Source organism: Sorangium sp. KYC3313 (assembly GCF_052075895.1).
Lineage (GTDB): Bacteria > Myxococcota_A > Polyangia > Polyangiales > Polyangiaceae > Sorangium > Sorangium cellulosum_B.
Genome location: NZ_CP197255.1, coordinates 614,366 through 641,143 on the forward strand (window position 1 = coordinate 614,366; position 26,778 = coordinate 641,143).

Consider the following 26,778-nt stretch of genomic DNA (forward strand, 5'->3'; position numbering starts at 1 on the left):
GGTCGGACTCCAATGCAACGGGGGCGGCGGAGCGTCACGCGGATCCGTCGGCCGCGACGGCCGCCCGGACGCGCACCACGATCGATTTCGACGCGGGCGTGTGGCTCTTCTCGGCGATGCTGCCGAGCGGTACGAGCACGTTCGCCTCGGGGAAGTAGGCCGCGACGTTGCCGCGGGGGATCGTGTACAGCACGACGCGGAACGCGCGCGCGACGCGCTCCCCGTCGGAGAAGCGGCTCGTGACGTCGACGAGGTCCCCCTGGGCGAGCCCGCGCTCGGCCGCGTCCTCGGCGTTCATGAACACGACGCGGCGCCCGCCCCGGACGCCGCGGTAGCGGTCGTCGAGCCCGTAGATGGTCGTGTTGTACTGGTCGTGGCTGCGGATCGTCATCATCAGGAGCTCGCCCGGCTCGAGATCGTGCCGCGGGAGCGGGTGGATCACGAAGTTCGCCTTGCCGGTCGCCGTGCGGAACTCGCGCCGCGCCGCCGCGTTCGGCAGGGCGAAGCCGCGCGGGTCCCGGACGCGCGCGTTGAAGCCGTCGAACCCGTCGATCGTGCGCTCGATGAGATCACGGATCCTGTCGTAATCGGCCGTGAGCTCCTCCCACGGCACGCGCGAGCGCGCGCCCAGCGCCGCGCGCGCGAGGCCCGCGACGATGGCCACCTCGCTGCGCAGCAGCTCCGAGGCCGGCGGGAGGTTGCCGCGCGAGCTCGAGACGACGCCCATCGAGTTCTCGACGGTGACGAACTGCGGCCCGCCCGCCTGCACGTCGCGCTCGGTGCGGCCGAGGCAAGGCAGGATGAGCGCGCGCCTGCCCGTCACGAGGTGCGCCCGGTTCAGCTTGGTCGACACGTGCGCGGTGAGATCGCACCGGGCGAGGGCGCGGGCGGTCAGGGCCGTGTCCGGCGTGGCCGAGAGGAAGTTGCCGCCCAGCGCGAAGAAGACGCGGGCGCGCCCCTCGGCCATCGCCGCGATCGCGGCGACGGTGTCGAGCCCGTGGCGACGCGGCGGCGAGAAGCCGAAGTTCTGCTCGATCCGATCGAGGAGCTCCGCGGGCGGGCGCTCCCAGATGCCCATCGTCCGGTCGCCCTGCACGTTGCTGTGGCCGCGCACCGGGCACGCGCCCGCGCCGGGCCGCCCGATGTTGCCGCGGAGGAGCAGGAAGCTCATCACCTGCTGCACGTTGGCCACGCCGTTCTGGTGCTGCGTGAGGCCCATGGCCCAGCACGCGATCGTGCGCTCGGAGCGCATCGCGATCTCGGCCGCCGCCCGGATCCGGTCGCGCGGGACCCCGCTCTGCGCGACGATGTCGTCCCAGGGCGCGCCGCGCACGGCGCCCGCGAACGCCTCGAAGCCGTGGGTGTGGCTCGCGATGAACGCGCGATCGAGCACGGCGCCCGGCCTCCGCGCCTCCTCCTCGAGCATCTCCTTGATGATCCCGGTGAAGAGCGCGACGTCGCCGTTGATGCGCACCTGGAGGAAGAGCGTCGAGAGCGGCACCCCCGAGCCGACGAGATCGAGCGGGTGCTGCGGGTGCTGGAAGCGCTCGTTGCCGGCCTCGGGGAGCGGGTTCACCGTCACGATCTCGCACCCGCGCAGCCGCGCCTCGCGCAGCGCCGAGAGCATGCGCGGGTGGTTCGTCCCCGGGTTCTGCCCGACGACGAAGATCGCGTCGGCCAGCTCGAAATCGTGGAGGGATACGGTCCCTTTGCCCACGCCGATGGCCTCGCGCAGGCCGACGCCGCTCGACTCGTGGCACATGTTCGAGCAGTCGGGCAGGTTGTTCGTCCCGAGCTCGCGCACGAAGAGCTGGTAGAGGAACGCCGCCTCGTTGCTCGTGCGCCCCGACGTGTAGAAGACCGCCTCGTCCGGCGAGCCGAGCGCGCGCAGCGACGAGGCGACGACGTCGAGCGCCTCGTCCCACGACACAGGGCGGTAGTGCGACGCGCCCTCGTCGAGCAGCATCGGGTGGACGAGCCGCCCCTGCTTGCCGAGCCAGTGGTCGGACTGCCGCGAGAGCGCCTCGACGCTGTGCTCCCGGAAGAACTCGGGGGTGACGCGGCGGAGCGTCGCCTCCTCGGCGACCGCCTTGGCGCCGTTCTCGCAAAACTCCGCGACCGAGCGCTTCTCCTCGGGCTCGGGCCACGCGCAGCCGGGGCAGTCGAAGCCCTCGCCCTGGTTCACGCGGAGGAGCGTGCGCACGGCGCGCGCGACCCCCATCTCGCCGACCGCGTGCCGGAGCGTCGCGCCGACCGCCGGGAGCCCGCCGGCCGCCGCGCTGCGCTCGCCGATCCTGGGCGCGTCAGGCTCGAGCGGCGGCTCCGCCTGCACGTCGCGCACTACGTCGCGGGCCGTCACGACGCGGCCTCCGCCGCAACCGCGACCGGGACCTCGATGCGCTCCCGGCCCGCGTACACGTTGAACCGCCCGTCGCGCGCGAAGCCGACGAGCGTCATCCCGTGCGCCGCCGCGAGCTCGGCGGCCAGGCTCGAGGGCGCGCCCACCGCGACCATCACCGGGATCGAGGCCCGGAGCGCCTTCTGCACGAGCTCGAACCCGGCGCGCCCGCTGACCATGAGCACCGCGCCCGGGTCGGGCAGCCGCCCGGCGAGCAGCGCGGCGCCGATCAGCTTGTCGACGGCGTTGTGGCGCCCGACGTCCTCGCGGAGATCGGCGAGCGCGCCGCCCGCGTCGAAGAGGGCCGCCGCATGCAGCCCCCCGGTCCGCCCGAACACCGGCTGCGCGCCGCGGAGCCGCGCGGCGAGCCCGTGCACGACGTGCGGCGCGATCTGCGGGACGCTCCGCGCGAGCGGCGCGGGCGGCGCGAGCGCCGCGACGTCGATCGACGCCTTGCCGCAGACGCCGCAGCTCGCGTTCGCGACCGCGAGGGCCCGCTCGGTGCGCCCGAGATCGACGGTCACGTCGTCGCCGAGCGTGACGCGCACGAGGTCGCCCGAGGGGCCGAGGGCCTCCTCGACGGCGACCGCGTCGGCCGCGCGGGAGATGACGCCCTCGGCGAACAGGAGGCCGACCGCGAGCTCGCGATCGTTGCCAGGCGTGCGCATCGTGATGCCGAGGCGGCGCGGGGCGCGGCGCGCGTCCCCGGGGGCGCGCGCGACGACGACGATCTCGAGCGGCTCCTCGACGGCGAGCAGATCTTCGGCGTCCGAGGCGCTCTCGTCCGTGATCCTGCGGATCGAAACGGTGGTGGTGCTTGACGTCATGGCGGCGTGTCCGGCGCTCTCAATCGTAGCCCGCGGCGACCCGCCGAGCAGGATTCGCGTGGAGCCGCCCGCCTGGCCGCCGCCGACCGCGCTCCGACGCGCCCCGGGCGGAGCCCTCGCAGGGATCTCCGCCGAACAGCCGGCGCCTGCGACGGGTCGCGGAGCCCCAGGGACTCCTGGCTCCGGCTATCCCGAGGACCACGCCGCGCAGAGCCTCTCGAGCTCCCGCTCGGGTACGTCGAGCGGCGCCTTGCCGCGCCACGCCGGCGGGAACAGCGGCATCACCGCGCTCCGGAGCACCGGCGCGAACCCCGCGATCTCCGCCGGCCCCCACGGGATCCGGATCAGGGGCACGCGCTCGCCCGGGAACGCCGCCAGGCGCGCGAGCGCGTTCTCGCGGATCGGCGCGAGCTCGCCCTGGCTCACCTCGCGCGCGTGGACGGCTTGGTAATGGCGCAGGAACGACTCGGCCCGGGCGCGCGGGATCTCGTCGCGCTCCTCCTCGCCGACCTGGCGCACCACCGCGAGCAGCGGCAGCGGCACCGGCGTGACGCCGAGCGCCGCGGTGTCGCGAAAATCCGGCTGCGCGTACGGGAGCACGTCCGGCGGGACGATCGCGAACCCCGCGCGCCCGTACGCGATGAGCCGCACCACCGTGTCGCGGTCGTCCGGATCGACGGCCTCCATCTCGGCGGCGAGCAGGATCTCGGCCTGCTCTGCCGCGATCCCCGCACGCTCGATCGCGCTGCGCGCGAGCGCGACGGGCGCCGCGCGCAGCAGGGCGGCGAGCCCGCTGCGGCGGAACGCCGGCAGGACGAGCGCGTGCGACAGGAGCGCCACGCAGCGCCGCGCCGCGCGGTCCAGCGTGACGTAGCAGTCGCGCACGCCGGCGAGGCGCCCGTCGTCCGCGCTGCGCGCCAGCAGCATGTGGTACGTCGCCGTGATCGGCGCCCCCGCGTCCGTGTGCGCCCCGGTGAGCCACGCCCAGAGCACCTCCCGGCGCTCGAGCTCGCCCTTCGGCCCGAAGACCGCGTCGAGCGCCCGGTAGCCCTCGTCGAACGCCGCGCCGTCCTGCGCCTCGTCCACGGAGAACTGCGCGAGCGCCCGCGCGACCTTCTCCGGCCCCTCCCCCGGGCAGACGTCGCGCGGATCGACGATCATCCGGCCATCTCGCGCAGCACCGCGTCGAAGACAGAGGTCGCCTCGTCGGCGTCCGAGATCGTCGTGATGAGGTGCGGCCGCAGCCGCACCGAGCGCGTCCCCGTGTAGCTCGCGAACACCCCGCGGCGGAGCGCGCGCGAGAGGAAATCGTCGCGCGCCGCGGTCGTCGGCAGGTCGAACGCGAGCAGGAAGCCGCGGCCGCGCGGCTCGCTCGCGAGCGCGGGGTGGCGCTCGCAGAGCTCCTCGAGCCGCGAGAGGAAGTGGCGGCCCGTCGCGCGCACGTTGCCGAGCAGGTCCTCGGACTCGATCGCGCGGAGCGTCGCCAGCGCGATCGCGGACCGCGCGCGGTCGCCGTTGCGCGTCTGGTACATGCGCCCGAACTGCGCGACGTCGTACGCGCTCGTCGCGAAGAACCCGCCCATCTGCATCTTCTTCCCGAAGCACATGAGATCGGGCGGGCGCGGGAGCTCGAGCTGCTCGTGCGCCCACAGCGTGCCGGTGATCCCCATGCCCGTCTGCACCTCGTCCAGGATGAGCGCCGCGCCCGCCTTCCCGGCGAGCTCCTGCACGCGGCGGAAGAAGGCCGGGCTCGCGTGCCGGTCGCCCCCCTCGGACTGCACGGGCTCGACGATCACGGCGGCCACCCGGCCGTCGTGCGCGTCGAGGATCCGCTCGAGCGCGGCGAGCGCCTCCGCCTCGGCGCGGTCGTTCTCGTCGGCGAAGCGCGCCAGCGGGAAGCGGCTCGCGGGGAAGGGCGCCGTCGGCCAGGGGAACGCGGGCAGGTCGGCCTTGTGGATCACCTTCGAGTGCGTGGCGGACATCGGCCCGAGGCCCCGGCCGTGGAACGCGCCGGCGAACGACACGACCACCGCGTCGGTGCCCGCGTTGTCGAGGATGCTCTTCTGCACCTCCTCCGGCAGCTCGAGCGGGTTCCTCGGCAGCCCGGCGGCCTCCCGCCGGCGCTCGCCGTGCCGGATGAACGCCGCCTTGATCGCGGACTCGACGCCCTCGCCCCCCGCGTCCACGCAGAAGACGCGCGCCATGCCGCGCGGCGCGAACCGCTGCTCGAGCGCCTCCACGAACTCGAACCAGGCCGGCGTCGTCACGAACGGCGTCGACGTCGGGTTCGCGACGGCGCGGATGAACGCCTCGCGGTGCGCCGCCTCGACCAGCGCGGGGTGGTTGTAGCCGAGCGCCCCGAGCGCGAAGTTCGCGAACAGGTCCAGGAACACGTTGCCGTCCACGTCGACCAGCGAGCACCCGCGGCTCGCCACGTCGTCCATCACGACCGCGCGGTACCTCGACTGCATGTCGAAGCCGCCGCGCGCCATCCAGGCGCGCGCCTTCGGCCCGGGCAGCTCGGTGACGACTCTTCGCGGAGGGACGGACGGGAGCGTGGGGCGATCGGAGAAATCCATAGGCAGCGCGAGTATCCCGCACGCAGGGGCGCGTGTCATCGCCGCTTGCCGCGCCCGGGTGCGCGGGTCTACGACGAAGGCATGGGTGATACGCGCGAGACGGTGAAGAGTCTCTGGATCGACAACGCCGAGCGGGGGGCGCTCTCGGGCGAGACGTTCGAGACCGCGAACCCCGCGACGGGCGGGGCGCTCGCGCGGCTCGCCCGTGGCCGCCTCGAGGACGTGGACGCCGCCGTAACGTCCGCGCGTGCGGCGTTTCCGCGCTGGGCGGCGCTGGATCCGAACGAGCGCGCGCGCATCCTGTGGAAGGCGGGGGAGCTGATCCTCGCGCGGTGCGAGGAGCTGGCGCGGCTCGAGGCGCTCGACACGGGCAAGCCGATCACGGCCGCGCGGACGATCGACGTGCCGCGCACGGCGGACACGTTCTTCTACTTCTCCGGGTGGGCGACGAAGCTCGGCGGCGAGACGATCCCGGTCCGGGGTCCGTTCCTGAACTACACCGTGCGCGAGCCGCTCGGCGTCATCGGCGCGATCATCCCCTGGAACTTCCCGCTCCTGCTCGCGGCGCGGAAGGTGGCGCCCGCGCTCGCGGTGGGCAACGTGGTGGTCGTCAAGCCGCCGGAGGAGGCGAGCCTCACGACGCTGGAGCTGGCGCGCATCCTCGCGGAGGCGGGGGTGCCGCCGGGGGTCGTCAACGTCGTCACGGGGTACGGCGAGGAGGCCGGGGCTGCGCTCGTCGAGCACCCGGGCGTCGCGAAGATCTCGTTCACGGGCGGCACGGAGACGGGCAGGACGATCATGCGCGCGGCGGCGGGCACGCTGAAGAAGCTGTCGCTGGAGCTGGGCGGCAAGAGCCCCAACATCGTCTTCGCGGACGCGGACGTGGAGAGCGCCGCGAAGGCGGCGGTGACGGCCATCTTCTACAACCAGGGCGAGCTCTGCACGGCGGGGAGCCGGCTCCTCGTGGAGCGCTCGGTGCACGACCGCGTGCTGGAGGTGGTCACGAGCGGCGCGCGCCGGCTGGTCCCTGGCGATCCGCTCGATCCGTCGACGCAGGTGGGCCCCCTCGTCTCGGAGGCGCACTTCACGAAGGTGCTCGGCCACATCGACCGCGGCGCGGCCGAGGGGGCGCGCCGCGAGACCGGCGGGCGCCGCGAGGGCCCGGGGTTCTTCGTCGAGCCGACGGTGTTCTCGGCGGTCTCCCCGTCGATGAGCCTCGCCCGCGAGGAGATCTTCGGCCCCGTGCTGGCGGTCCTCCCCTTCGACGACGTGGAGGAGGCCGCGCGCGTCGCGAACGCGACCGAGTTCGGCCTCGCGGCGGGCATCTGGACGCGCGACGTCGGCAAGGCGCACGCGCTGGCCGCGCGCCTCTCGGCGGGCACGGTCTGGATCAACACGTACAACCGCTTCGACGCGGCGAGCCCGTATGGCGGAACCAAGCAGTCCGGCTTCGGGCGGGAGAACGGCCGCGCGGTGCTCGACGAGCTGACGCAGCTCAAATCGGTCTGGGTCTCTCTCAGCTGAGCGGGGCGCATCGGCGCTGGCGACGCGCCCCGCGCTCGTCTCCCTCTTCCGTGCTTCGCCTGCAGCCGACTACTTCGGCGGGGGCGGGGCCTCCTTCGTGCCGGGGGCCGGGGGCTGCGCGCCGCCCTGGGTGCCTGTCGCGCCCGCCGGGCCGAGCTTCTGCGAGAGCGCCTCCGCGTCCTTCAGGTGCTTCTCGATCGTCGGCCGGAGGTCCTTCTCGACCAGCGCCTTCAGATCGGCGTTCTTCGCGTTCGGCAGCGCCTTCCTGTCGAGGAAGTCGAGCGTGTTCTGGTGATCCTTGATCATGGTGGCCACGAACTGCTGATCGAAATCGGCCCCTTGCAGCGCCTTCAGCTGCTCGAGCGCGCTTTGCGTCTCCTCGGTGAGCTGCTCGCTCTTGTCCGAGCCCGCGGCCGTGATACCGAGCTTCTTGGCCAGCTTGGCCTGCTTCGCCTTGGCCTCGGTGTGGTGCTGGGCGATGACCTTGGCATAGGCCTTCACGTCCTTGCTCTTGGCCTTCGTCTGCGCGAGCTGGGCCTCGTCGATCTCCTTCTTGTTCGAGGCGTCGAGCACGGCGAGGATCTGCTCGTCGGTCAGCGGGGCCTCGGCCGGGGCGCTCGGCGTCGTGGCCGTCCCCGGCTGCGCCGCCCCCGCCTGCGGCTCGGCGCCGGGCGGCGGGGCCGGCGGCGTCGCGGGAGGGGCCTCCTCCGGCAGCGGCGGGGCGGCGGCCGGGGCCGGCTGCGGTGGTGCTTCGTTCGTGCTCGGGCTGCTCGCCGTGGGCGGGTTGGAGCAGCCGACGCCGACCGCGAGACCGATCGTCAGGACGAGAGCGTTGCGCGATGCGACCATGGGCAAAGACCTCCTCACGTGGATTCGAGTGCCGGCCCCGTGCAAGATCCGGTGCACGGGCACGGGTGTCCCCTTTTCTCCCGAATCCACGCGACTGCCCCTCTCCCCGCTGTGGCGAGCTGCCACGGGAGCGGGCGAATCTGCCTCATCCGTCCGCTTGCGGTCAGGAGGATGCCTGTGGCGGACGCGGCGGTTGCGCGGCAGCGCTGTCGCGGGACAGCCCCGGTAGGGCCGCGCGGCACGGCGCGATGACCTCGGCGAGCACCTCGCGGCGCAGCGCCCCGAGCGCGCGCGCCGGGAGCAGGCCGAGCGCCTCGTGCACGGCGGGCCCCGGGGCCGGGTCGGCGGCGTAGCGGGCGGCGGCGCGGGAGAACGCCCGCTCCGCCGCGGAGCGCGCCGGCTCGCCGAACGTCGCGAGCATCCACGAGAGCGCCTTCCAGGAGAGCGCCGCGTGCCGCTCCTCGTCGGCGGCGACGCGCGCGAGCGTGGCCGCGAGCGCCGGATCCCCCGCGCGCTGCGCGATCTCACGGCCCTCCGCCGCGCCCAGCGCCTCGCCCACGCAGCCCTCCTCGACGAGCGCCTCCACCACCTCGGCGACCCCCGCGCCGAGCGGCGCCGTGGCCGCCTCGAGCAGCGGCCCGGGGCCGATGGCCCGACCGGCGAGGCGGGAGGCGACGCCGTAGGCGAGGCGCGCGTGCTCCACCTCGTCGAGCGCGGCGCGGTGTGCCTCGCCGACGAGGGCGGCCGGGGCGCCGAGCGCGAGGAGCTGGAGGGAGAAGCGGGCGAAGCTCGCGATGGACGCGTGCTCGAGCGCGGCGACGGCGGCGTAGTGCGCCGCGGCGAGCTCGCGCAGCTCGGGCGAGAGGGACGCGACATCGAGCTCGGCGGGAGCGCGCCAGTCGACGCGCGCGGCGCCCTGCGCGGCGCGCGGCCGGCCGTCGACGACGAGCGGGCGGCCGATGGCGCAGGAGATCCCGGCGCACTCCCAGCGCACGCTCTCTCCCTCCGGGTCGGAGACGACGCAGGCGGCGCCGCGGTTCTCGTCAGAAGATCGGCAGTCCGCGTCGCTCTGACAGGTATCTTCCTTGGTGCGGCAGGCGAGCGTGACCTGCTCCCAGCACCCGTTGAAGTACGCCGACAGGCCGCAGGTGCTTCCGGGGCAATCGGCGTCGACCGAGCAGAGGGCCTTTGCGCAGACCGAGTGCTGCTCCCGGAGGGCGCCTGTCCCCTTGCACACGCAGGCCTCGGACGCGCCGCACTCCGCGTCGCTCTCGCAGGCGTACTCGCAGCCGCAATACGCGCCTATCTGCCCGAACGAGCTCACGCACTTTCCGCGGGGTCCCTCGGTGCAATCGGCGTCCGTCTTGCACTGGAACGTTCGCTCCGTGCCGCTGCACGCGCGCTGGCTGACGGTCGCGTCGCACCGGACCCGCGTGGCGCGGTGCACGGTGCCGTCCCGCTCCGTCACCCAGCCCACGCCGCGCGGCGGCCGGGGCGCGGACTGGCCCGGCTCTTCCGGGACGCCGGCGTCTCGGGGCGTGGCCTGCGGCTCGCCGAGCGTGACGACCGCGATCTCGGGGCTCTTCGCGTTGGAGCAGCCGGCGGCGCCAGCGGCGAGGAGGAGGGTCATGCGGAGCGAGCGGTGGCGTTCCATTCGCGGAAGGGTAGCAGAGGGGCGCGCGAGGCCGGATCGATGGGCTCGGGGACGCTGCGCGCCGGCGTCGGCGCCGGCGCCGACGCAGCGCGGGCGGAGCGTGTGGAGGAAGGAGCTCGCTGTCGATCCGGGACAAGGCGGAGCGCGTGGAGCAGGAGCTCGCTGTCGATCCGGGACAGGGCGGAGCGCGGCGCTGGCGAGCTCGCCGAGGTGGCGAGGCGTGAAGGGCAGATGACGACATACCGGCGCGGCGATCGAGCGCGGAAGGAGCACATCGAGTGGGTCCGTCGATGCCGCCCAAGAGCCAGCGGTGCCCGTGCCCTCGGTCGGGCGCGCTGGTTGGAGCCGCTGCTGTCCCTCACAGGCGAGCGAGCCGACCGTCTTCGAGCAGCACCCACGGGGCTGAGGCTGAGTACGCCTCTGTCCCGGCAATGGGCAGGCTTGGCGCATCCGTCAGCTGGTCGAGCCCCTCGTCTCGGAGCCGCGTCCCACGCTCGGTGAGGCGGTAGACGCTCGAAAGCATCGGGTAGCCAGCGCCAGGCGGCTTTGGGCCAGGCCCGCGCTCCACAGCCGCACTCGAGTCGTGGTCTGCCCAGTGCTCCAGCCGGCGCGGCAGGAACAGGTCGCCCGTACAGAAGAGCAAATGCCACATGTCCACGAGCGTCTCCGACTTCTGGGCTGCCACGCCCGCCGGCGTCTGCCACTCAGGCAACAGGCGAGAAAGCGTGATCTCGTCGAATCGACTCAGGCGCAAGGCTGCTTCCGTGGTCCTTCTTGGAAAGAAGGAAGAGAGGAACGCCCACAGGGGAGCGAGCTCTGGAAAGCTTTTGTCACCGGCAGAGCAGCTCTCCACGAACGGCAAGGGGTCCTCGTCGACGTAGCTGTTCCAGAGGCGAACAGCGCGAGCGTAGCGTTCAGGCGGCCAGGGTCTCGCCTTCTCGATTCGCGCGAGAAGGACTTCGTCAGGGTGGTCGGACACCGAATGACTGCAATCAAACGGCCGCTTCGACCCCTCGTGACTTCTTGCCCTTGAACGGACGACGGGCTCAAGCTCGAGGATGAGGATGTCGTCGCAGGCGAGCCCCAGGTCGCGCAACCAGCTACAGGTCCGCCAGAGGTTCACCCGCTCGTGGAGGCTCGATGATACCCACGTTACGACAGGCAACTCCCACCGGGTCTCCGACGAATAGAGGCTATCCCACAGCTCGTCCGAGCTCCACCAAATCTGACGCTGCCGGACATGCTCAAGAGGACTCGGGCGGCTCGGTCCGGTAAGAAGGCGGTCGGAAGCGAGCACGACACGGGTCGCGCCGATGCGAAGCAATTGCTCTGCGGTCGGCGCGTCGAAGGCAACGTGCGTCGCCGTGCGAATGTCAACGAGGGGTGTCATGCTCAACGAAACCCACAGCCATAGCACTCTCTGTACTTGTAATCATGCTCCTGCCAGCAATTGTCCTGGCAGATGGCGCAGAGCGTGTAGCCTGTGGTGACGTAGCGGTTGCATGGATAGCCCTTTGCGACGCAGGCGTCGTACATCTCGGTACATTTGTTGATTGGTGAGCACCCTGCCATCAGCTCGAACGATTCGCTGCCTACGTCTTCGGCTGCGCCTTCGTCACCTGGTCCGAGATAATCTCCCGCCCCTACGGATTCTGTCGGGTATCCAGCACCCGCACTTCCCGGCTCCACGGTGTCGCAAGTATAGGACAGGTCGCATGCAGACGTGAGCACCATTCCAAGGACGCCGCACAGCACGAGCGCGCTCGCCTTCTTCAGGCCCCCTCCCATGTTTCCTCTCTTTCCGGACGCGCGCACCGTCCTCCCACCGGAAGGCGACGTCAATGGTGATCCGAGCGACAATACATTCGCGCGAGCCTGCCACCGGCGGACCAAGCGCAAGCGCGACCGGTCGCGGCGGTGGACCGGAGCGCGCGTCAGCGACGCTTGGCACTGTCTCGTCCACCGGTGGCTCGCTACGTTCAAAACGGATCGCTCGACAGCTCGCCATCCGCTATGAGCGTCGGCCTGGCCCGTCCGTCTCCGTGTGACGTCCGTGTGCCCCGACGTCAGGGCAGGGCACGAGGCTCCACGGCCGAGCGTCGGCCGGGCCGTCGCGCGCAGATGACGAAGCGAATGGCGTCCATGTCCCGGCGCCGGCGGTTGCTGACAAGTGGACCTCCACTGGGCCGACGTGCGGCCCCCCGCGTGTCGGCTCACGTCCTGGTGAACGGCCAGAAGGCTCGGAGGTGGTGCTCCGGGCCTTCGCTCTTTGGGCTGCCGGCAGGGAGATCGTCGGCGATGAGGGCGGCGGACGGCCACTTCTCGGCGGTCGAAGCGCTGGCCTACGCCCCCGGGACCGGCGAGGTCCCGCCGGCTCGCGCCGCCTCGGGTCCGGGGAGCCAGGTGGGTCGGCCTGTCCAAATCCACGCGGTTTCCGAGGAGCATCGACAGGATCACGGCGACGACAGCGTGAAGCTCGCCCACGAGCTTGGGGTGCTCAACGGCATCACGGCGGGGGATCACGCGCCTTGGCGTTCGTCCCGCCCGTGTTCTGGTGCGCTCAACGCCTTCCGGCATCACGGCGGGGAGCGCCTCTCGCGAGACCCCGCGCTCCTCGGCTCCGTGGTTGGAGTGCTCAACGCCTTCCGGCATCACAGCGAGGAGCGCTGCATCCGATCGCGCACGCGGGCCTCGGCGGCCATGTGCTCAACGCCTTCCGGCATCACGGCGGGGAGCGGATCTACGCGGTCCCCACCACCGCGGCGAACAGCACGTGCTCAACGCCTTCCGGCATCACGGTGGAGTTCGAGCCGGTCGAGAGTGCACAACGCCTTCCGGCATCACGGCGGGGAGCGGCAGAGGGCCGCGACCTACTACTTCGGGACGATGAAGTGCTCAACGCCTTCCGGCATCACGGCGGGGAGCGGGAGGTGAGGGTCCCCGCCGGCGTTCAGGACCGCGGCGTGCTCAACGCCTTCCGGCATCACGGCGGGGAGCGGCTCCGCCCAGGTCGATGACGAAGCCGAGGTCGGGATGTGCTCAACGCCTTCCGGCATCACGGCGGGGAGCGCGTGGTTGTCACCGGCTGCACCGCGGTCCCGTCGCAGTGCTCAACGCCTTCCGGCATCACGGCGGGGAGCGCCACCTCCCGCGGCCGGTGGCGCTCACGATGGTCGGGTGCTCAACGCCTTCCGGCATTACGGCGGGGAGCGCTCACGTACAGCTACGACGAGGCCTCGAATACGCCGTGCTCAACGCCTTCCGGCATCACGGCGGGGAGCGCGACCTTGCGATTGTGACGATCTGATTGGGCGTTACGTGCTCAACGCCTTCCGGCATCACGGCGGGGAGCGCACGATCGGATGGGGCTGCCTGGAGATCCTGCGCGAGTGCTCAACGCCTTCCGGCTTCACGGCGGGGAGCGCATCTCCGTCGAGAATCGCGAGGGCGGGGTCTGGGAGTGCTCAACGCCTTCCGGCATCACGGCGGGGATCGCCATCCGCTCGGCGCGCATCGGGCGACACGTACCCCTGTGCTCAACGCCTTCCGGCATCACGGCGGCGATCGCCTCGGTAGGATGATCCCCTGAGTCACAGTGCTGACGTGCTCAACGCCTTCCGGCATCACGGCGGCGATCGCTCGCGACCGTGTGCACCGTCCTCTCGCCGCTCTTGTGCTCAACGCCTTCCGGCATCACGGCGGCGATCGCAGCAGCGCGCAGATGTCCAACCAGGTCTGCTCGGGCAGATGCTCAACGCCTTCCGGAATCACGGCGGCGATCGCGCGCGTGAACCGGCACGTAGGTCATCGTCGGCCCGTGCTCAACGCCTTCCGGCATCACGGCGGCGATCGCCGGGTGCTGGGCGCTGGGACGAGGTTGGCTCGGAGTGCTCAACACCTTCCGGCATCACGGCGGGGAGCGCCCGACTCGTCGCGCTGGTCGCCACGCTCTGAGGTGGTGCTCAACGCCTTCCGGCATCACGGCAGGGAGCGCACGGTGAGCGCGGGCGCCGATGATGGCGACGCGGGTGTGCTCAACGCCTTCCGGCATCACGGCGGGGAGCGCATGTTCCAGGACCACCGGCTATGGTGGTCGATGTTCTGGTGCTCAACGCCTTCCGGCTTCACGGCGAGGATCGCCGCCCTCTGTGCCAACGTCGGGTGAGACAGGCTCCCCCTGGAAATCTGTGGTGAGAGGGCGGAGAATGGACCTGACCCGTGCCGAAGCCTTCCCATCTCCGATCCGTCGATCCTACCCCCGCCCCAGCGGCGCAGGGCGCTGCTCCACGCCCGAGTGGCGTCGCCGTCGAGACTGTGCCGAAGCCGGGTAAGAGGCGGAAGTTCTCGGCGGCGGAGAAGCTGCGCATCGTTCGCGAGGCGGCCGCATGCACCCAGCGCGGCGACATCGAGGCGCTGCTGCGCCGCGAGGGCATCTACAGCTCCCTGCTGACGGCGTGGCGCAAGCAGCTCGCCCTCCACGGCAGCGAGGCTCTCGCGGGGCGTAAGCCCGGCCGCAAGCCGAAGCAGGACGCGAAGGATCGGCGCATCGCCGAGCTCGAGAAGCGCTCGGCCCGGCTCGAGGAGAAGCTCGCGCTCGCTGAGAAGCTCATAGATCTCCAAAAAAAAGTCTCTGCCATTCTGGGCATCAACCTCACGAACGACGAAGAGCGCTGATGGACGTCATCGAAGAGCTCGATGACCCGCACGTCCCCATCGCGCAGGCGTGTGCGGCACTCGGCATCAGCCGCGCCACGCTCTACCGGCAGACCCAGCCCGCGATGCCGCGTGCGCTGCACGGGAGCGCTCCGAGCCCACGCCGGCTCAGTGACCCCGAGCGGCAAGCCGTGCTCGATGTGTTGCACAGCGACGAGTTCGTCGACCAGCCCCCGCCGGAGGTCTACGCGACGCTGCTGTCGCGCGGCGTCTATCTCGCCTCCATCCGCACGATGTACCGCCTGCTCGCGGCGTCGGGCGAGAGCGGCGAGCGACGCGCGCAGCGTGGGCCGATGAAGCATGCCAAGCCGACGCTCACCGCCACGGCCCCCAACCAGATCTGGACGTGGGATATCACCAAGCTGCGCGGGCCGCTGCCTGGGGTCTTCTACTGCCTGTACGTCGTCCTCGACCTGTTCAGTCGCATGACCGTTGGCTGGCTGCTCGCCGAGCACGAGAGCGCCGAACTCGCCGAGCAACTCTTCGCAGAGACGGTCGCCCGCCACGGCGTCGAGCCCGGCTCGCTCACGGTGCACGCCGACCGCGGCTCCGCGATGAGGTCGGAGGGGCTCGCTCAGCTCCTCGGCTCGCTCGGCGTCGTTCGAAGCTTCAGCCGGCCTCACGTCAGCGATGACAACGCCTTCTCCGAGTCGCAGTTCAAGACGCTCAAGTACCAGCCCGACTATCCGGACCGCTTCGCCTCGCCGGCTCATGCACGAGCGTGGTGCCAGGAGTTCTTCGGCTGGTATAACGACCTTCATCAGCATTCTGGCCTTGCGCTCTTCACACCTGCTGATGTATTCTACGGCCGAGTCGAAGATGTCGCGGCTCGGCGCCAAGTCGCCCTCGACACAGCGTACGCCGCGCACCCGGAACGCTTCCCGAACGGTCCGCCCGTTGTGCGTCGGCCGCCCGCTTCGGTAGCCATCAATCCGCTGTCCGTTGACGACGCTGCCGACGAGGCCGCGGGGCCGCACACGGGCACGACCAGCGCCGCGGCCGAACCTGGCGCAACGCCCGCCGCTGTGACGCGGCCGCCCCGACCTCGACTGGTGGGGGCCCTGTGCCGGAACGCGCCCCTCAGCGCGATCTCCTCATAGGATTCTCGTCCGGCCTGTCTCAAACCCGTTGGCAACTTCCGCCGGATTCCCTTCCGCTGCATGAGGAAGTGCCATGAGTTGTGCTCAACGCCTTCCGGCATCACGGCGGTGATCGCTCGACGAGTAGCATCCGCTGCCCTTGCTGTCGACGAGGTGCTCAACGCCTTCCGGCATCACGGCGGCGATCGCGAGTCAGGCGGCCGCACACGTCCCCGGTCGGGAGACGTGCTCAACGCCTTCCGGCATCACGGCGGCGATCGCACGTGTGGGCCAATTACGACGCGAGCCGCGACGAGTGCTCAACGCCTTCCGGCATCACGGCAGGGATCGCCCGCGGCAGGCAGAGCAGGTCTAGGCCAGGGCGGTGTGCTCAACGCCTTCCGGCATCACGGCGGGGATCGGATGGGCTCGCGCGGGATGGTGGGGCTGGGCGCGTGCTTGTGCTCAACGCCTTCCGGCATCACGGCGGGGATCGGCGGATATTACGGCCCTTCGACCGCGAAGCTCAGCAAGTGCTCAACGCCTTCCGGCTTCACGGCGGGGATCGGCCACGTCGCCTCACGTAGAGCGCGTAAGGCATCGTGTGCTCAACGCCTTCCGGCATCACGGCGGGGATCGGGAAGCTCGGCAGAGCGCGCAAATGGGTTGACCAGGTGCTCAACGCCTTCCGGCATCACGGCGGGGATCGGAACCAGCAGAACCGCACGATCCAGGTCGGCGGCGAGGTGTGCTCAACGCCTTCCGGCATCACGCCGGGGATCGGGTCGCCCCGCATCCGCAGACTGGCCCGGCACCCCGGGTGCTCAACGCCTTCCGGCATCACGGCGGGGATCGGATGGTCACCGGGGCGATGGTCGGCGGGATCCCCTTGTCGCCTTCCGGCATCACGGCGGGGATCGGACGGGGGCGCGCTTGATCTTCGCCCACGCGAAGATGTGCTCAACGCCTTCCGGCATCACGCCGGGGATCGGTTGCGCAATTCCGGAAGTCGAACGTATCGGATGTTGTGCTCAACGCCTTCCGGCATCACGGCGGGGATCGGGCGAGTACGCGGACGACGCGAACCTGCGCTGGTTGTGCTCAACGCCTTCCGGCATCACGGCGGGGATCGGAGCCCTTGCCGAGGGTGGCGTCCTGCCCGACGAGCGCGTGCTCAACGCCTTCCGGCATCACGGCGGGCAGCGCCGCCGCCGCCAATCACGTTGGGACCATGGGGCAAGTAGTGCTCAACGCCTTCCGGCATCACGGCGGAGATCGCAGCGAAGCGGGCGACGCGGCCAGCGAGTTCGCGCACATGTGCTCAACGCCTTCCGGCATCACGGCGGGCAGCGCTCGGCGCCCGGCGATCAGGCCCTCGATCCCGCCCTCGAGTGCTCAACGCCTTCCGGCATCACGGCGGGCAGCGCACATCGGGCGCAGGAACCGCGGATCCTCGCCGTTGGGGTGCTCAACGCCTTCCGGCATCACGCGGGGAGCGCCGCGAGCTTGTGGGAGGATTCTGACATCGAGAGAGAAATGTGCTCAACGCCTTCCGGCATCACCGCGGGGAGCGCGTGGGATAGCTGCGGAGTTCCAGAAGCTGCCCGAGGTGCTCAACGCCTTCCGGCATCACGGCGGGCATCGCGGCATCGACCCGGGCGAGACGAGCGGCTGGTGCGAGTGCTCAACGCCTTCCGGCATCACCGCGGGGAGCGCGAGGTCGTCGGGGCGGGAAGCCCGCGCGACTGGGAGTGATCAACGCCTTCCGACATCACGGCGGGGATCACGAGGTCAACGCGCCCGACGAGCCGAACCCGGGGTGGTGCTCAACGCCTTCCGGCATCACGGCGGGGATCGGAAGGATCTCGGGGTGTTGATTCGACACCGACGCGAGGTGCTCAACGCCTTCCGGCATCACGGCGGGGATCGGCGGGGCACCTGTACGCCTGGGCAGACCAGACCGAGTTGTGCTCAACGCCTTCCGGCATCACGGCGGGGATCGGCCGACGCGACCGTTTCGGCGACGGGCGGCGGGGGCGAGTGCTCAACGCCTTCCGGCATCACGGCGGGGATCGGCGCTTCTCGTCGACGCTGGCCACGCGCTCAACGCGCTTGTGCTCAACGCCTCCCGGCATCACGGCGGGGATCGGTGGGTCGGCCGGTACACGTGGGCGAGCTTCGGCTAGTGCTCAACGCCTTCCGGCATCACGGCGGGGATCGGTCATCGTCCCGGCGGGTCTCCTCGTGGTCACGTGGTGCTCAACGCCTTCCGGCATCACGGCGGGGATCGGGTCAAGTGGCAGAGCGCCGAGAAGCTCTGGGACAAGTGCTCAACGCCTTCCGGCATCACGGCGGGGATCGCATCCGCCGAGGGACGAGCTACTCCGAGGTCCAGCGCTGCTCAACGCCTTCCGGCATCACGGCGGGGATCGCTCCTGCTGACCGACGACGGCGGCGCCCCATACGACTGCTCAACGCCTTCCGGCATCACGGCGGGGATCGCGATCGGCCTCATGGGCGGCTGGTACCCCATGGGCATCTGCTCAACGCCTTCCGGCTTCACGGCGGGGATCGGATCAGCACCACCTCGGCGCCCATCTGCAGGGTCTGGTGCTCAACGCCTTCAGGCATCACGGCGGGGGTCGGCTGAAAGACCTGGCGGAACGGTCCGGGGTCTCCCTGTGCTCAACGCCTTCCGGCGTCACGGCGGGGAGCGGCCGAAATCGGACGTTGCGGCGCCGCGCATCCCGCTCTGCTCAACGCCTTCCGGCATCACGGCGGGGAGCGGACAGGCGCGGTCGGTGCGGGTGGCGAGCGCAGTCTGGTGCTCAACGCCTTCCGGCATCACGGCGGGGAGCGGACAGGCGCGGTCGGTGCGGGTGGCGAGCGCAGTCTGGTGCTCAACGCCTTCCGGCATCACCGCGGGGATCGGACGGACTGCTTCAACGACGCGCTCTGGCGGCACCGGTGCTCAACGCCTTCCGGCATCACGGCGGGGATCGCCCCGCCCCCCACAACCCATGGATATGACTCATCAATTCCCACACTCCAGCAAGCACCTCCCTTCCCGGCCCCCGTCCACGCCCCGCTTGCGTGCGCGCTCCACGTCCAGCAGCGCCTTCCCGCGCGTCGGGGCCCATTCACGCACCTGCCCAGCCCTCATCACGACGTAAATCGTCGTAATCACTGGGTTAGAATGTCAAAGACCAGGGCGCGCGAGCCATCGCACGCCGGTGCTTGATCCTCCGCATCACACCATCCGGAACGGCGGCGGCTCCAGATCGAGCGGCGTCAGATCGTGGCCCTGAACGGTGACCCTGGTGGCGCAGTCCGTGCAAAGTCGGATGACCATCAGGCGGTCCGTCGGGGCGATGAGCCCGGTCAGCTCGAAGCGCAGGCGCGCCAGTTCGCGCGCCGTCCCGCGCACGCGGAAGACCGAGTACTGAACGGGCTTGCCCCAGGCGCTCAGCACCTTGTGCACCTTGCGCAGCGCCTTGGGCTCGGAGACGTCGTACCCGACGAGATGCCAGTGACGGGGCTCGGGCATGGGGACCTCTACCGGATTCGAAAACGGGCAAACAGACCAGGCTCGCTCAACCATTCTTTCTCCAGGAGCCGCGCTTCGAGCTCCATCGTCCGCGCACAGGAGAGAGAGAAGCCGAGCACGTCGTGGCGGTATTCCTCGTGCTTGCGGCGCTCGTACACCTCGATGAACGCACGGCGGCCAGCGTCCGACAGCCAGACCTGCCGGCCCGTGATCACGAAGTCGCGCTCCGCGTCGAACGTCCGGCGGTTGACGGCGCCGAGGGCCGCCATGTCGACCACCGGGCCCCGGAACAGCTCCGTCAGATCCAGGGCCAGCGGGAACGCTGCGGAACGTGGCTGGTGCAGCACGCCGAAGCCGGGCTCCAGCCCCACCCAGAGGATCGCGCTCAGCACGTCCCGGTAGAGCAGCGTGTAGCCGAAGGAGAGCGGCGCGTTGAAGCGATCCTCCGGCGGCCGGCGAGAGCGACCGCGCGGCCGCAGCGCGTCTCCAGCCTCCGGGTGAACGAGCGCCGCGAGCGCGCCGAAGTAGCCGCGCGCGGCGCTGCCCTCCTGACCGATGAGCGATGTACGATCGACCGCCTTCGCCGCGCGGCGAAGGCCGCCGCGCAGGATCTCGATCGGCTCCTCGATGCCCGCGCGCACCGCGCCGTCCTTGCGCGACGCTTTGAGGACATGGCGAAGCTGCATCTCGATCTTCGCCATCACCGCATCCCGTAGGTAGGCCGCGGCCTGCGGCGCCAGGAAGCAGGCGCCTTCGGCGGCTCATTCGCGACGGCCGGGGCGCGGATCCTCGATCGCCACGAAGTGCTCCGGCGGAGGCGAGGGCGCGCTCTCCTTCGGCTCTGCATCGAAGTGGAATCGACGCCAGCGCGTATCGAGGGAGCCCACGTGATCGACCCACGTGGGCAGCTCCACCTCCCCGGCCTCGTCCGGCACCAGCGACCGCCACCGCCCCTCGGGCCGCCGCACCAGCGTCACCGCGTCGACCGCGTCGTCGCTGAGGCCCAGGCACACGATGCCGCTCCGCGTGACGGTCTCCGGCGACAGCAGGGCGCGCTCCACGCGCTCCTCCAGCCGCGCGACCCCCGCGCCGTGGCGCGCCGCTCCGACCTCGCCGGAGCTGTCGATCCAGCAGAGGAAATCGAGCCCGCAGAGCGTCTCGACGAAGTCCGGCGCATTGCCGAGCTTCTCCTGCTTGGTGGCCACCCCGTACTTGTAACGGCTCAGCTTGCGGAGCGTCGTCGCGACGGCCGGCTGGCGCGCGTACGCGAACGCGAGGCGGACCCCCACGTGGCGCGCGCGCGAGCGCTCGCCCACGAGCGACAGCAGCATGCCGTAGACCGTCGCCGGCGGCGCGAACGGGTAGCTCTCCGCAAACGAGCGCGCGTACGATCGGCGAAAGCTCGCGTACGGCGCCTGGACGCGTACGGTGATCATCCCCTCGCGCCGGGCGCGGCGACCGCCGCGAACAGGCCTCCGAGCTTGGCGATGCGCGCGCGCGCCTCGGCTCCTGCCGCCGCGATCCCGGGCAGCACGGTCGCGCCGAGCTCTCTGAGCCGCGCGCCGGCGGGTGTGGCGACCAGCTCGCCGGCCACGATGAGCTCCCCCGCGGGCACGTCGCCGCTCTCCACGCGCTGGAGCAGACGATCGACCTTGTAGGTACGGCGCGCCTCGTCGTGCTCGAAGCAGTTCTGGATCCGCGGCGAGTGCGCCTGGGTGAGGCGGAGGACGATCGACGCCGGAGAGAAATCGTACGCGAAGCGCGCGTGATTCCCGGCGACCGGCGGCGGGTCGAGGATCGCATCGACGAGGTGGCCGATGTTCCTCTTGTCCACCACGTCGCCGAGGTTCAGCCCGAACGAGTACTGATACTCGGTCGTGTGCATCTCCGCGCTGTAGAGCGAGAGCTTGCCCTTCTCCTTCTCGCCGCTGACAGCGTTGTACGAGAGCTCTCCGCGGTACGGACGCAGCGACACGGCGCGACCGATCGCGAGCGGACTCGGGCGCTTCGTGGTCTTGCCCTTCACCTTCGGTTTCGCGACCTGCTTGCCCTTCTTGCCGCTGCTCCCCTTCGCGCCGGCAGCGTCCGCGTCCACCTCGCCCTCGTCGGCGTCCTCTTCCTCTCGCTCCTTGGCCGCCGCCGCCGCATCCATGAAGCCCATGAGGTCGTCGTCGACGAAGACCTCGCCGGATGGGTCCCACCCGGCCCGCTTCTCGTCCGCGTACTCCAGCCTGCCGAGGGTGCCGCTATAGCTGCGGTTGACCCGGAGCTCCTGGAGCTGAAAGCGGTAGCGGATCGCGAAGCGGATCGACTCCGCCGACACGCTCGTGTGGAGGTCGTCGTGAAGGAAGACCTTCTGCAGCGTCGTCGTGTTCCCGATGTTCTCGCCGCGGTTGTTGGCAGCAACCGCCTCACCCGTCAGCACCGTGCCATAGAGATAGTTCGTGGCCATCGTTCACGCCTCTCGCTTGATCTCACGCTTGGTGTCGTCCTTCGCGTAGCTGACGAGCGCGAAGAGGAGCAAATTCTGCAATCGACTCGCATTCCGCTCGTTGAAGAGGAACTCGCGCAGCGTCGCGGCCTCCTTCCTCGCCGCCGCCAGCGTCCCCCCTTGCGTAGCATCGGCACAGAAACGTAGGAACCAGCCAGCGAGCGCCTCGGCAGTCTTGGCGCGCAGGATCGAGTTCCGGATGCGCTCCTGCTCCCGCTCAACCGCCCACTCAAAGGGCGCCTTTTCGCTGCGCGCCCGCTCCCCGAGCGCGCCCATCTTCCTGTGCCACGCCTCGTGAAACATGTTGATGACGGCCTGATCGACGCCGTCCTTGATGACCTCCTTCATCGCCTGCAGCCCTTTCCGCGCGAAGCGCATCCTGCTGAAATCCTTCGACTCGCTCACCAGCTCGCGGAAGTGCGCCGCCCAGTGCCGGCCGGCGGCGAGGTTCGCGGCGATGACCTCCGGGATCGGGCTCTTCGGTACAGCGTAGCCGTCGCCCTTGCTCCCCGGGACGATCCTCGCCTTCCCGAGGTCCTTGTGCTTGCTCGCGCACAGGAACACATCGAGCTCGGGATAGGTCAGCCCGAGCCGGATCGACGCGCTCCGGTTGACCTGGTTCTTGTCCCACGCGACCTTCCCCATCGCGATCGCCTGGAGCCCCGCCACGGCGGGGTCCTCGCGCAGGTCGTCCGCTGTCAGATCGATGAGCAGCCGCAGCGCCGCCTCCTCGACGCCGCCGGCGACGCGCCCGAGGTAGCCGCCGCTGAGCCGCGGCCGCTCGACGTCCACGCCCGCCACCGCGCGCATCGCCCTCGAGAACGCGACGAGATCGCGCACGTCGGGCACGACGACGCACGCCTGCATCTTCTCCTTGTACGTCCGCGGACGCAGCAGGAACACCGCGCTGCCGACCATCAGGTAGAGCAGCAGGATCGCCTCCTCCGGGGTGGTCTGGAGCTGCTGCATACCCGCCACGGCGCCCGGGACTACGGACTGCGGGATCGTCGCGACCGCGGGAAATCGCCCAGCCGGCGAGCCCTTCTTCGCGGGCTCGAGCAGACCGGTCCCCTGCGCCTTCTGGTGGGCGTACGAGGTGATCGCCTTGTACGTGAACAGCCCGCGCGACTCGTCGTCCGCGCTCCTGATCTCGACGCGCCTCGGCTCCTTCTCCGACGGGCGCATCTTGTTGTGCTGCAGGAACGTCGCGCAGAGGCCGTTGTGGATGGCGACCCGCAGCGCGACGTCGTCCACGGCCACAGCCTGACCGACCAGATCGATCAGCTTGCCCTCGGTGAGCCGGAACGAGGCGTCGAGGATCCGCTGCAGCGCCTCCTGATCGGAGAGCTTGTCGCCCCACGCGAGCGTCACGCGGTCGCGCTGGACATCGTGCTCGATCCCGGCCGGAGCACTGCCCCGCTTCGATTGCCAAGCGAGCACCGTCGCCGCGAGGCCTCCGAGCGCCGCGCGATGGTAGACGGTGTAGTTCGGGTTCGTGAGCCGGTAGATCAGCTCTCTCGCCATCGCGCGCCGGTCCCTTCTCCTGTGGAGTCATCGTAGTCGTACGTGACGGCGTCCTCGGGCGCGACGGGCAGCCCGGCCACGCGCGGCCAGCTGCCCACCCCTTGGGCGATCGGGATCGACACCTCGTGCTCGCGGAGCCACTCGGCGGCCGGAACCCGCGCGCCGTGCTCCCGCCGGTGCGCGTCCATGTCGCGCTGGAGCAGCACGGTGACTGTGTACCCGACGCCGCGGGTGCTACCGGGCCGCGTGCGCCAGAGGCCGGTGCGCTCCGGGACCCCCAGAAACACGGCCGCCTCCTCGGCGGCGCTGTAGTCGAGCGAGCGCCCGGAGGCGACGAGAGCGAACTGCTCCGAGAGATCGCGCTGGTGCAGCGCGCGCCCGAGCTTCACGAGGCCGCTCCGCCAGGTGCGGCTCGCCTCGATCTCCTCCTCGCTGTAGGGGGCGATGTCTCGCTTCGCGGTGATGGGCACGATCAGCGCCCGCTTCGGGCTCCCCGGGGACTCGGGCGTGGCGCGCCGGTTCAGACGTCCAAGGCGCTGGATCAGCGCGGGGACGGACGCCTCGTCCGTGACGAGCAGGTCCGCCGAGAGATCGAGCGACATCTCTGCCACCTGCGTGGCGACCAGGAGGGCGGGCGCCCCCGGGCGCTTGAAGCGATCGATCACGCGGCGGTGCCGGTGGCTGCGATCCATGTACCGCAGGCGCGAGTGATACACGTCGACGTTCGTCTCGGGGAACCGCTCGAGCGCGCCGCGGTAGGCCGCGTTCGCCCATTCGACGCGGTTCCTCACCCAGAGCACCTTGCCGCCTCGCCGCAGGCAACCGTCGATCTCCGGCCAGCAGGCATCGAGCCCCTCGACCTCGACGAGGAGATAGCGCGGGAGCGTCTCCAGGTCGGGCGGCCCGGGCACGACGTGGAGATCGGGGCGAACCTCGGCCAGCGCCCGACGCCGCGCCTCGGGCAGCGAGGCGGTCATCAGCAGCACCGGGACACCCGGGAAGTTCCTTAAGAACACCAGCAGGTGACCGAAGAGCTGGTCGTCGAACGCATGGATCTCGTCGAAGACGATCGCCGACTGCACGATCGCCGGGAGCGCGCACAGCGCGCGGCGTGCGTTCGCCATCAGCCCGAGCACGGTGTCGGCGGTCGTCACCGCGACGCGGGCGTTCCACAGCGCGAGCGCCTCGATCTTGTCGCGCTCAGCCCTCAGCGCGCTCTCCGCCGGCGCGGCGCGATCGCGGCGCGCGGCGCCGGCTCGTGCGTCCTCGTCGTCGTCCTCCTCCTGATCGGCGGTCGTGGCCAGCGTCTGCAGATCGACGGACGCCCGCGAATGCACGAGCTCCGCCGGGACATCCGCCTCAAGGGCGTAGTCCTTGAAGTGCTCGGTGCTCGTGCCCGTGGTCGGGAGGCAGAAGAACAACCGGAACCCCGACGCGCCCGCGGCCTCGCGGCGCGCGGCCCATTCGCGCGCCCAGAGATACGCCGCGACGCTCTTTCCGGAGCCGCACCCCGCCTCGGCCAGCGTCAGGCGCGAAGGGGACGCCGCCACGCGCTCCTGAAACGGCCGGTAGCCGAAGCCGGGTGGGAGCTGCGAGAGGTCGACCGGCGCATCGCGGTCGTACGTGCGCCACGCCCAGCGATGGATCAGCGCGGTCAGGTCGCCGCGGGTGAGCGTCGTCGACAAGCTGCGGCCAATGCTCTCGGGGAGCGAGTAGCGCGCGGCGGTGACGCCGCGACGAGCCACGGCGCTCGCCACCACATCCGCGGCGATGCCGAACCCCTTGACGAGCGCGACGAAGCGGCGCGCAGGTTCGCCCTGGAACGCAGCCTCGGCGTCCCGGAAGCCGTCGACCATCTGTTGCCGCATCGGCCCAGCAGCACGGTCGGCGTCGCCCCGCCTGTTGCGGCCAATCGTGAAGTCGCGGGCGAAGCTGGGCGGCGCTGGCAGCCCGAGGTCGGCCGCCATGTCCCGGAGGATGGTCGCGAAGTCCTCGTGGGCTGCGTGCACGGTGAGCGCCGTCCCCAGGTTGATCCCAGGCTCGTCGTCGAACTTGCGGTGATGGCCGAGCGCGCCCCACGTCGCGACCAGGAGGATCTCTTCCATCGGTGCGAGCCAGCCGCGGATCGCCGGGTCCAGCCAGACGAGGAAGCCGGAGACGAGCTCATGACGAACGAGCTGCTGGATCTGCGTCTGGCCGCGCACCATCGCCTGGAAATCGCTGTTCGCCTTCCCGAGGTCCTGCATCCAGCCGCAGAGCCGCAGCGTGGAGGCGAAGCGCTCGCCCTCCCGCGCATCGAGCCCGGCGGCCTCGAGGGCGGCCGGGCCGACCACCTCGGCCAGCGAGGCACACGCTGCGGCCACATCGCGGCTGTGCTGGGTCAGGAGCGCAAAGTCGGGCGGGGCTCCCTTGAAGTCACGGTGGTCGTAGGACTTCGCGAGGAGCGGCGGGCGCATCACGCCTCGACCGGCGGCTGCGCGGCGCGCCCACCGCGACCACTCGCCACGAGCACGCCGCACCCCATCCGCTGCTTGCCTCCGAGCCCCGCGTACTGCGCCCGCAGTGACCCCTCCGCGGTCAGCTCGTGCAGCGTGGTCTCGAAGCCCACGACGGTGTATCCGTTGACGGTCATCGTGCGCCGCCGCCCGAGCTCGATGCGCGCCGCGACCTCCATGGCGTCGAGCTGCCGCCGCAGCGCGTCCCGGAACGGCTCCGGCTCGGTGAACCCTTTGATGACGACGATGCGGGCGCGGAGCGTCCTGGCAGGTTCGATGGCGTGCACCGTGGAGACGCCCACGCGCACGGAGTGCCCGTCGAGCTCGAGACGCTTGCCGGCAAGGCACAGGATGCGAGCGATCTGACCAGGCTCCAGCCGGAGGCGAAGGCCGCGGCGCGCGTCCACCGCGAGCAAGCCGTCAGGCCGTGGCACGCCGGGGAGCGGGTGCACCGCGAGCCACCCCGCGCCGTGCAGATCGCCGGCGATCCGGCAGATCGCGCCGAACAGGGCATAGCCGTGGTCGAGCGGGACGAGATTCGCAGCGAGGTGAAACGCGATATCGACGCGTGGCGCGATCTCCTGGGACACCGGCATCTCCTTGAAGAACAGGTGGGGTATTCATGCCACAAACGGCGGCTCAGCCTTGTCGACGAAGCAGAGCAGCCGCGCTCGCCTGCGTTCCTCTATTAGCAGATTACAGATGACAGAGCGCTTGTGACCATCTCTCGATTGCTGGAAGAATCAACAGCCTGCCTGTCCGCAGCTGGAAGGCATGGTGCTCGTGAGAATCCGCGCCGTGATGCCGGAATGCGCTCCTTGTCCGAGCCGCTGCTCAGCCAACCGAGCCAGCTGCCACAGCACGACCGTCGTCTCCGCATCCTGCCCCCGCCCACGAGGCTGAACCCGGGCCACGCGCCTCCCGCATCCCGGCGCCACATCCGCCGAAGCCCCGCGCACTTCCCTCGACGTCCTCCACCACCTCCGGCGAAGCCCCGCGCACTTCCCTCGACGTCCTCCACCACCTCCGGCGAAGCCCCGCGCACTTCCCTCGACGTCCTCCACCACCTCCGGCGAAGCCCCGCGCACTTCCCTCGAC

At 70.9% G+C, this 26,778-nt stretch carries 16 protein-coding genes, 1 pseudogene and 2 CRISPR repeat arrays; of the genes and pseudogenes, 2 read left to right on the forward strand and 15 right to left on the reverse strand.

Annotated elements, in window-relative coordinates:
- Positions 1-34: 34 nt before the first annotated feature.
- The 4 genes from ACSRUE_RS02480 to ACSRUE_RS02495 all read right to left on the reverse strand — a co-directional run bounded on the left by ACSRUE_RS02480 (position 35) and on the right by ACSRUE_RS02495 (position 5,804).
- A complete protein-coding gene (locus ACSRUE_RS02480; RefSeq protein ID WP_441289611.1) occupies positions 35-2,359 on the reverse strand; it encodes an FdhF/YdeP family oxidoreductase in 2,325 nt (774 codons plus the stop codon).
- A complete protein-coding gene (locus ACSRUE_RS02485) occupies positions 2,356-3,225 on the reverse strand; it encodes a formate dehydrogenase accessory sulfurtransferase FdhD (RefSeq protein ID WP_441289612.1) in 870 nt (289 codons plus the stop codon). The genes ACSRUE_RS02480 and ACSRUE_RS02485 overlap by 4 nt, the downstream gene beginning before the upstream one ends.
- Positions 3,226-3,411: 186 nt before the next feature.
- Complete coding sequence (locus ACSRUE_RS02490; RefSeq protein ID WP_441289613.1) at positions 3,412-4,386, reverse strand: hypothetical protein; 975 nt, start codon at positions 4,384-4,386, stop codon at positions 3,412-3,414.
- Entirely contained in the window at positions 4,383-5,804 is a 1,422-nt protein-coding gene (locus ACSRUE_RS02495; protein WP_441289614.1) for an aminotransferase class III-fold pyridoxal phosphate-dependent enzyme, read from the reverse strand. The genes ACSRUE_RS02490 and ACSRUE_RS02495 overlap by 4 nt, the downstream gene beginning before the upstream one ends.
- Before the next feature lie 81 nt (positions 5,805-5,885).
- On the opposite strand from ACSRUE_RS02495, the gene ACSRUE_RS02500 reads away from it, so the two are divergent.
- Positions 5,886-7,328: an aldehyde dehydrogenase family protein gene (locus tag ACSRUE_RS02500; protein ID WP_441289615.1), complete on the forward strand. Its 1,443-nt coding sequence runs from the start codon at positions 5,886-5,888 to the stop codon at positions 7,326-7,328.
- A 69-nt stretch (positions 7,329-7,397) separates the two neighbouring features.
- Here the strand turns inward: ACSRUE_RS02500 and ACSRUE_RS02505 are convergent, their stop codons facing one another.
- The 4 genes from ACSRUE_RS02505 to ACSRUE_RS02520 form a co-directional block, all read right to left on the reverse strand.
- A complete protein-coding gene (locus ACSRUE_RS02505; RefSeq protein WP_441289616.1) occupies positions 7,398-8,177 on the reverse strand; it encodes a DUF4142 domain-containing protein in 780 nt (259 codons plus the stop codon).
- A 163-nt stretch (positions 8,178-8,340) separates the two neighbouring features.
- Positions 8,341-9,831 carry a ferritin-like domain-containing protein gene (locus ACSRUE_RS02510; RefSeq protein WP_441289617.1) on the reverse strand — a complete coding sequence of 497 codons (1,491 nt, stop codon included), beginning with the start codon at positions 9,829-9,831 and terminating at the stop codon, positions 8,341-8,343.
- 358 nt (positions 9,832-10,189) lie between these two features.
- Positions 10,190-11,221: a hypothetical protein gene (locus tag ACSRUE_RS02515; protein ID WP_441289618.1), complete on the reverse strand. Its 1,032-nt coding sequence runs from the start codon at positions 11,219-11,221 to the stop codon at positions 10,190-10,192.
- Between the two features lie 2 nt (positions 11,222-11,223).
- Positions 11,224-11,619, reverse strand: a complete 396-nt coding sequence (locus ACSRUE_RS02520) for a hypothetical protein (protein WP_441289619.1) — start codon at positions 11,617-11,619, stop codon at positions 11,224-11,226.
- 768 nt (positions 11,620-12,387) lie between these two features.
- Positions 12,388-13,959: a CRISPR direct-repeat array (repeat unit 24 nt; unit sequence GTGCTCAACGCCTTCCGGCATCAC).
- 180 nt (positions 13,960-14,139) lie between these two features.
- Here ACSRUE_RS02520 and ACSRUE_RS02525 point away from each other — a divergent pair.
- Positions 14,140-15,479 (forward strand): annotated as a pseudogene (locus tag ACSRUE_RS02525) (IS3 family transposase); the annotation flags it as partial.
- 1,100 nt (positions 15,480-16,579) lie between these two features.
- Positions 16,580-18,614: direct repeats of the CRISPR family, unit length 24 nt; unit sequence GTGCTCAACGCCTTCCGGCATCAC.
- A 259-nt stretch (positions 18,615-18,873) separates the two neighbouring features.
- Here the strand turns inward: ACSRUE_RS02525 and cas2 are convergent.
- From cas2 to cas6, 7 genes are read right to left on the reverse strand one after another with little or no spacing between them, the layout of a single operon-like run.
- Positions 18,874-19,170 carry a CRISPR-associated endonuclease Cas2 gene (gene cas2 / locus ACSRUE_RS02530; protein WP_441289620.1) on the reverse strand — a complete coding sequence of 99 codons (297 nt, stop codon included), beginning with the start codon at positions 19,168-19,170 and terminating at the stop codon, positions 18,874-18,876.
- A gap of 8 nt (positions 19,171-19,178) precedes the next feature.
- On the reverse strand, positions 19,179-19,871 hold the full coding sequence (cas1, locus tag ACSRUE_RS02535) for a type I-MYXAN CRISPR-associated endonuclease Cas1 (protein WP_441289621.1): 693 nt from the start codon (positions 19,869-19,871) through the stop codon (positions 19,179-19,181).
- 60 nt (positions 19,872-19,931) lie between these two features.
- A complete protein-coding gene (gene cas5 / locus ACSRUE_RS02540; protein WP_441289622.1) occupies positions 19,932-20,606 on the reverse strand; it encodes a CRISPR-associated protein Cas5 in 675 nt (224 codons plus the stop codon).
- Positions 20,603-21,622, reverse strand: coding sequence for a CRISPR-associated protein (locus tag ACSRUE_RS02545; protein WP_441289623.1), 1,020 nt, complete (start codon positions 21,620-21,622; stop codon positions 20,603-20,605). Before ACSRUE_RS02545 ends, cas5 begins: the two co-directional genes overlap by 4 nt.
- A gap of 3 nt (positions 21,623-21,625) precedes the next feature.
- A complete protein-coding gene (cas8a1, locus tag ACSRUE_RS02550; RefSeq protein ID WP_441289624.1) occupies positions 21,626-23,185 on the reverse strand; it encodes a type I-MYXAN CRISPR-associated Cas8a1/Cmx1 in 1,560 nt (519 codons plus the stop codon).
- Positions 23,170-25,641 (reverse strand): CRISPR-associated helicase Cas3', encoded by a 2,472-nt coding sequence (gene cas3, locus ACSRUE_RS02555; protein WP_441289625.1) that lies wholly within the window; start codon positions 25,639-25,641, stop codon positions 23,170-23,172. Before cas3 ends, cas8a1 begins: the two co-directional genes overlap by 16 nt.
- On the reverse strand, positions 25,641-26,270 hold the full coding sequence (gene cas6, locus ACSRUE_RS02560; RefSeq protein WP_441289626.1) for a type I-MYXAN CRISPR-associated protein Cas6/Cmx6: 630 nt from the start codon (positions 26,268-26,270) through the stop codon (positions 25,641-25,643). Before cas6 ends, cas3 begins: the two co-directional genes overlap by 1 nt.
- Positions 26,271-26,778: the final 508 nt, after the last annotated feature.

Bases quoted from the DNA above. Each gene is read 5' to 3' on its own strand.
- cas1 (WP_441289621.1), bottom strand. From the start codon at position 19,871: ATGGCGAAGATCGAGATGCAGCTTCGCCATGTCCTCAAAGCGTCGCGC.
- cas3 (WP_441289625.1), bottom strand. From the start codon at position 25,641: ATGCGCCCGCCGCTCCTCGCGAAGTCCTACGACCACCGTGACTTCAAG.
- ACSRUE_RS02490 (WP_441289613.1), bottom strand. From the start codon at position 4,386: ATGATCGTCGATCCGCGCGACGTCTGCCCGGGGGAGGGGCCGGAGAAG.
- ACSRUE_RS02485 (WP_441289612.1), bottom strand. From the start codon at position 3,225: ATGACGTCAAGCACCACCACCGTTTCGATCCGCAGGATCACGGACGAG.
- ACSRUE_RS02520 (WP_441289619.1), bottom strand. From the start codon at position 11,619: ATGGGAGGGGGCCTGAAGAAGGCGAGCGCGCTCGTGCTGTGCGGCGTC.
- cas8a1 (WP_441289624.1), bottom strand. From the start codon at position 23,185: ATGGCGAGAGAGCTGATCTACCGGCTCACGAACCCGAACTACACCGTC.
- ACSRUE_RS02515 (WP_441289618.1), bottom strand. From the start codon at position 11,221: ATGACACCCCTCGTTGACATTCGCACGGCGACGCACGTTGCCTTCGAC.
- cas2 (WP_441289620.1), bottom strand. From the start codon at position 19,170: ATGCCCGAGCCCCGTCACTGGCATCTCGTCGGGTACGACGTCTCCGAG.
- ACSRUE_RS02500 (WP_441289615.1), top strand. From the start codon at position 5,886: ATGGGTGATACGCGCGAGACGGTGAAGAGTCTCTGGATCGACAACGCC.
- cas5 (WP_441289622.1), bottom strand. From the start codon at position 20,606: ATGATCACCGTACGCGTCCAGGCGCCGTACGCGAGCTTTCGCCGATCG.
- ACSRUE_RS02505 (WP_441289616.1), bottom strand. From the start codon at position 8,177: ATGGTCGCATCGCGCAACGCTCTCGTCCTGACGATCGGTCTCGCGGTC.
- ACSRUE_RS02495 (WP_441289614.1), bottom strand. From the start codon at position 5,804: ATGGATTTCTCCGATCGCCCCACGCTCCCGTCCGTCCCTCCGCGAAGA.
- ACSRUE_RS02545 (WP_441289623.1), bottom strand. From the start codon at position 21,622: ATGGCCACGAACTATCTCTATGGCACGGTGCTGACGGGTGAGGCGGTT.
- ACSRUE_RS02510 (WP_441289617.1), bottom strand. From the start codon at position 9,831: ATGGAACGCCACCGCTCGCTCCGCATGACCCTCCTCCTCGCCGCTGGC.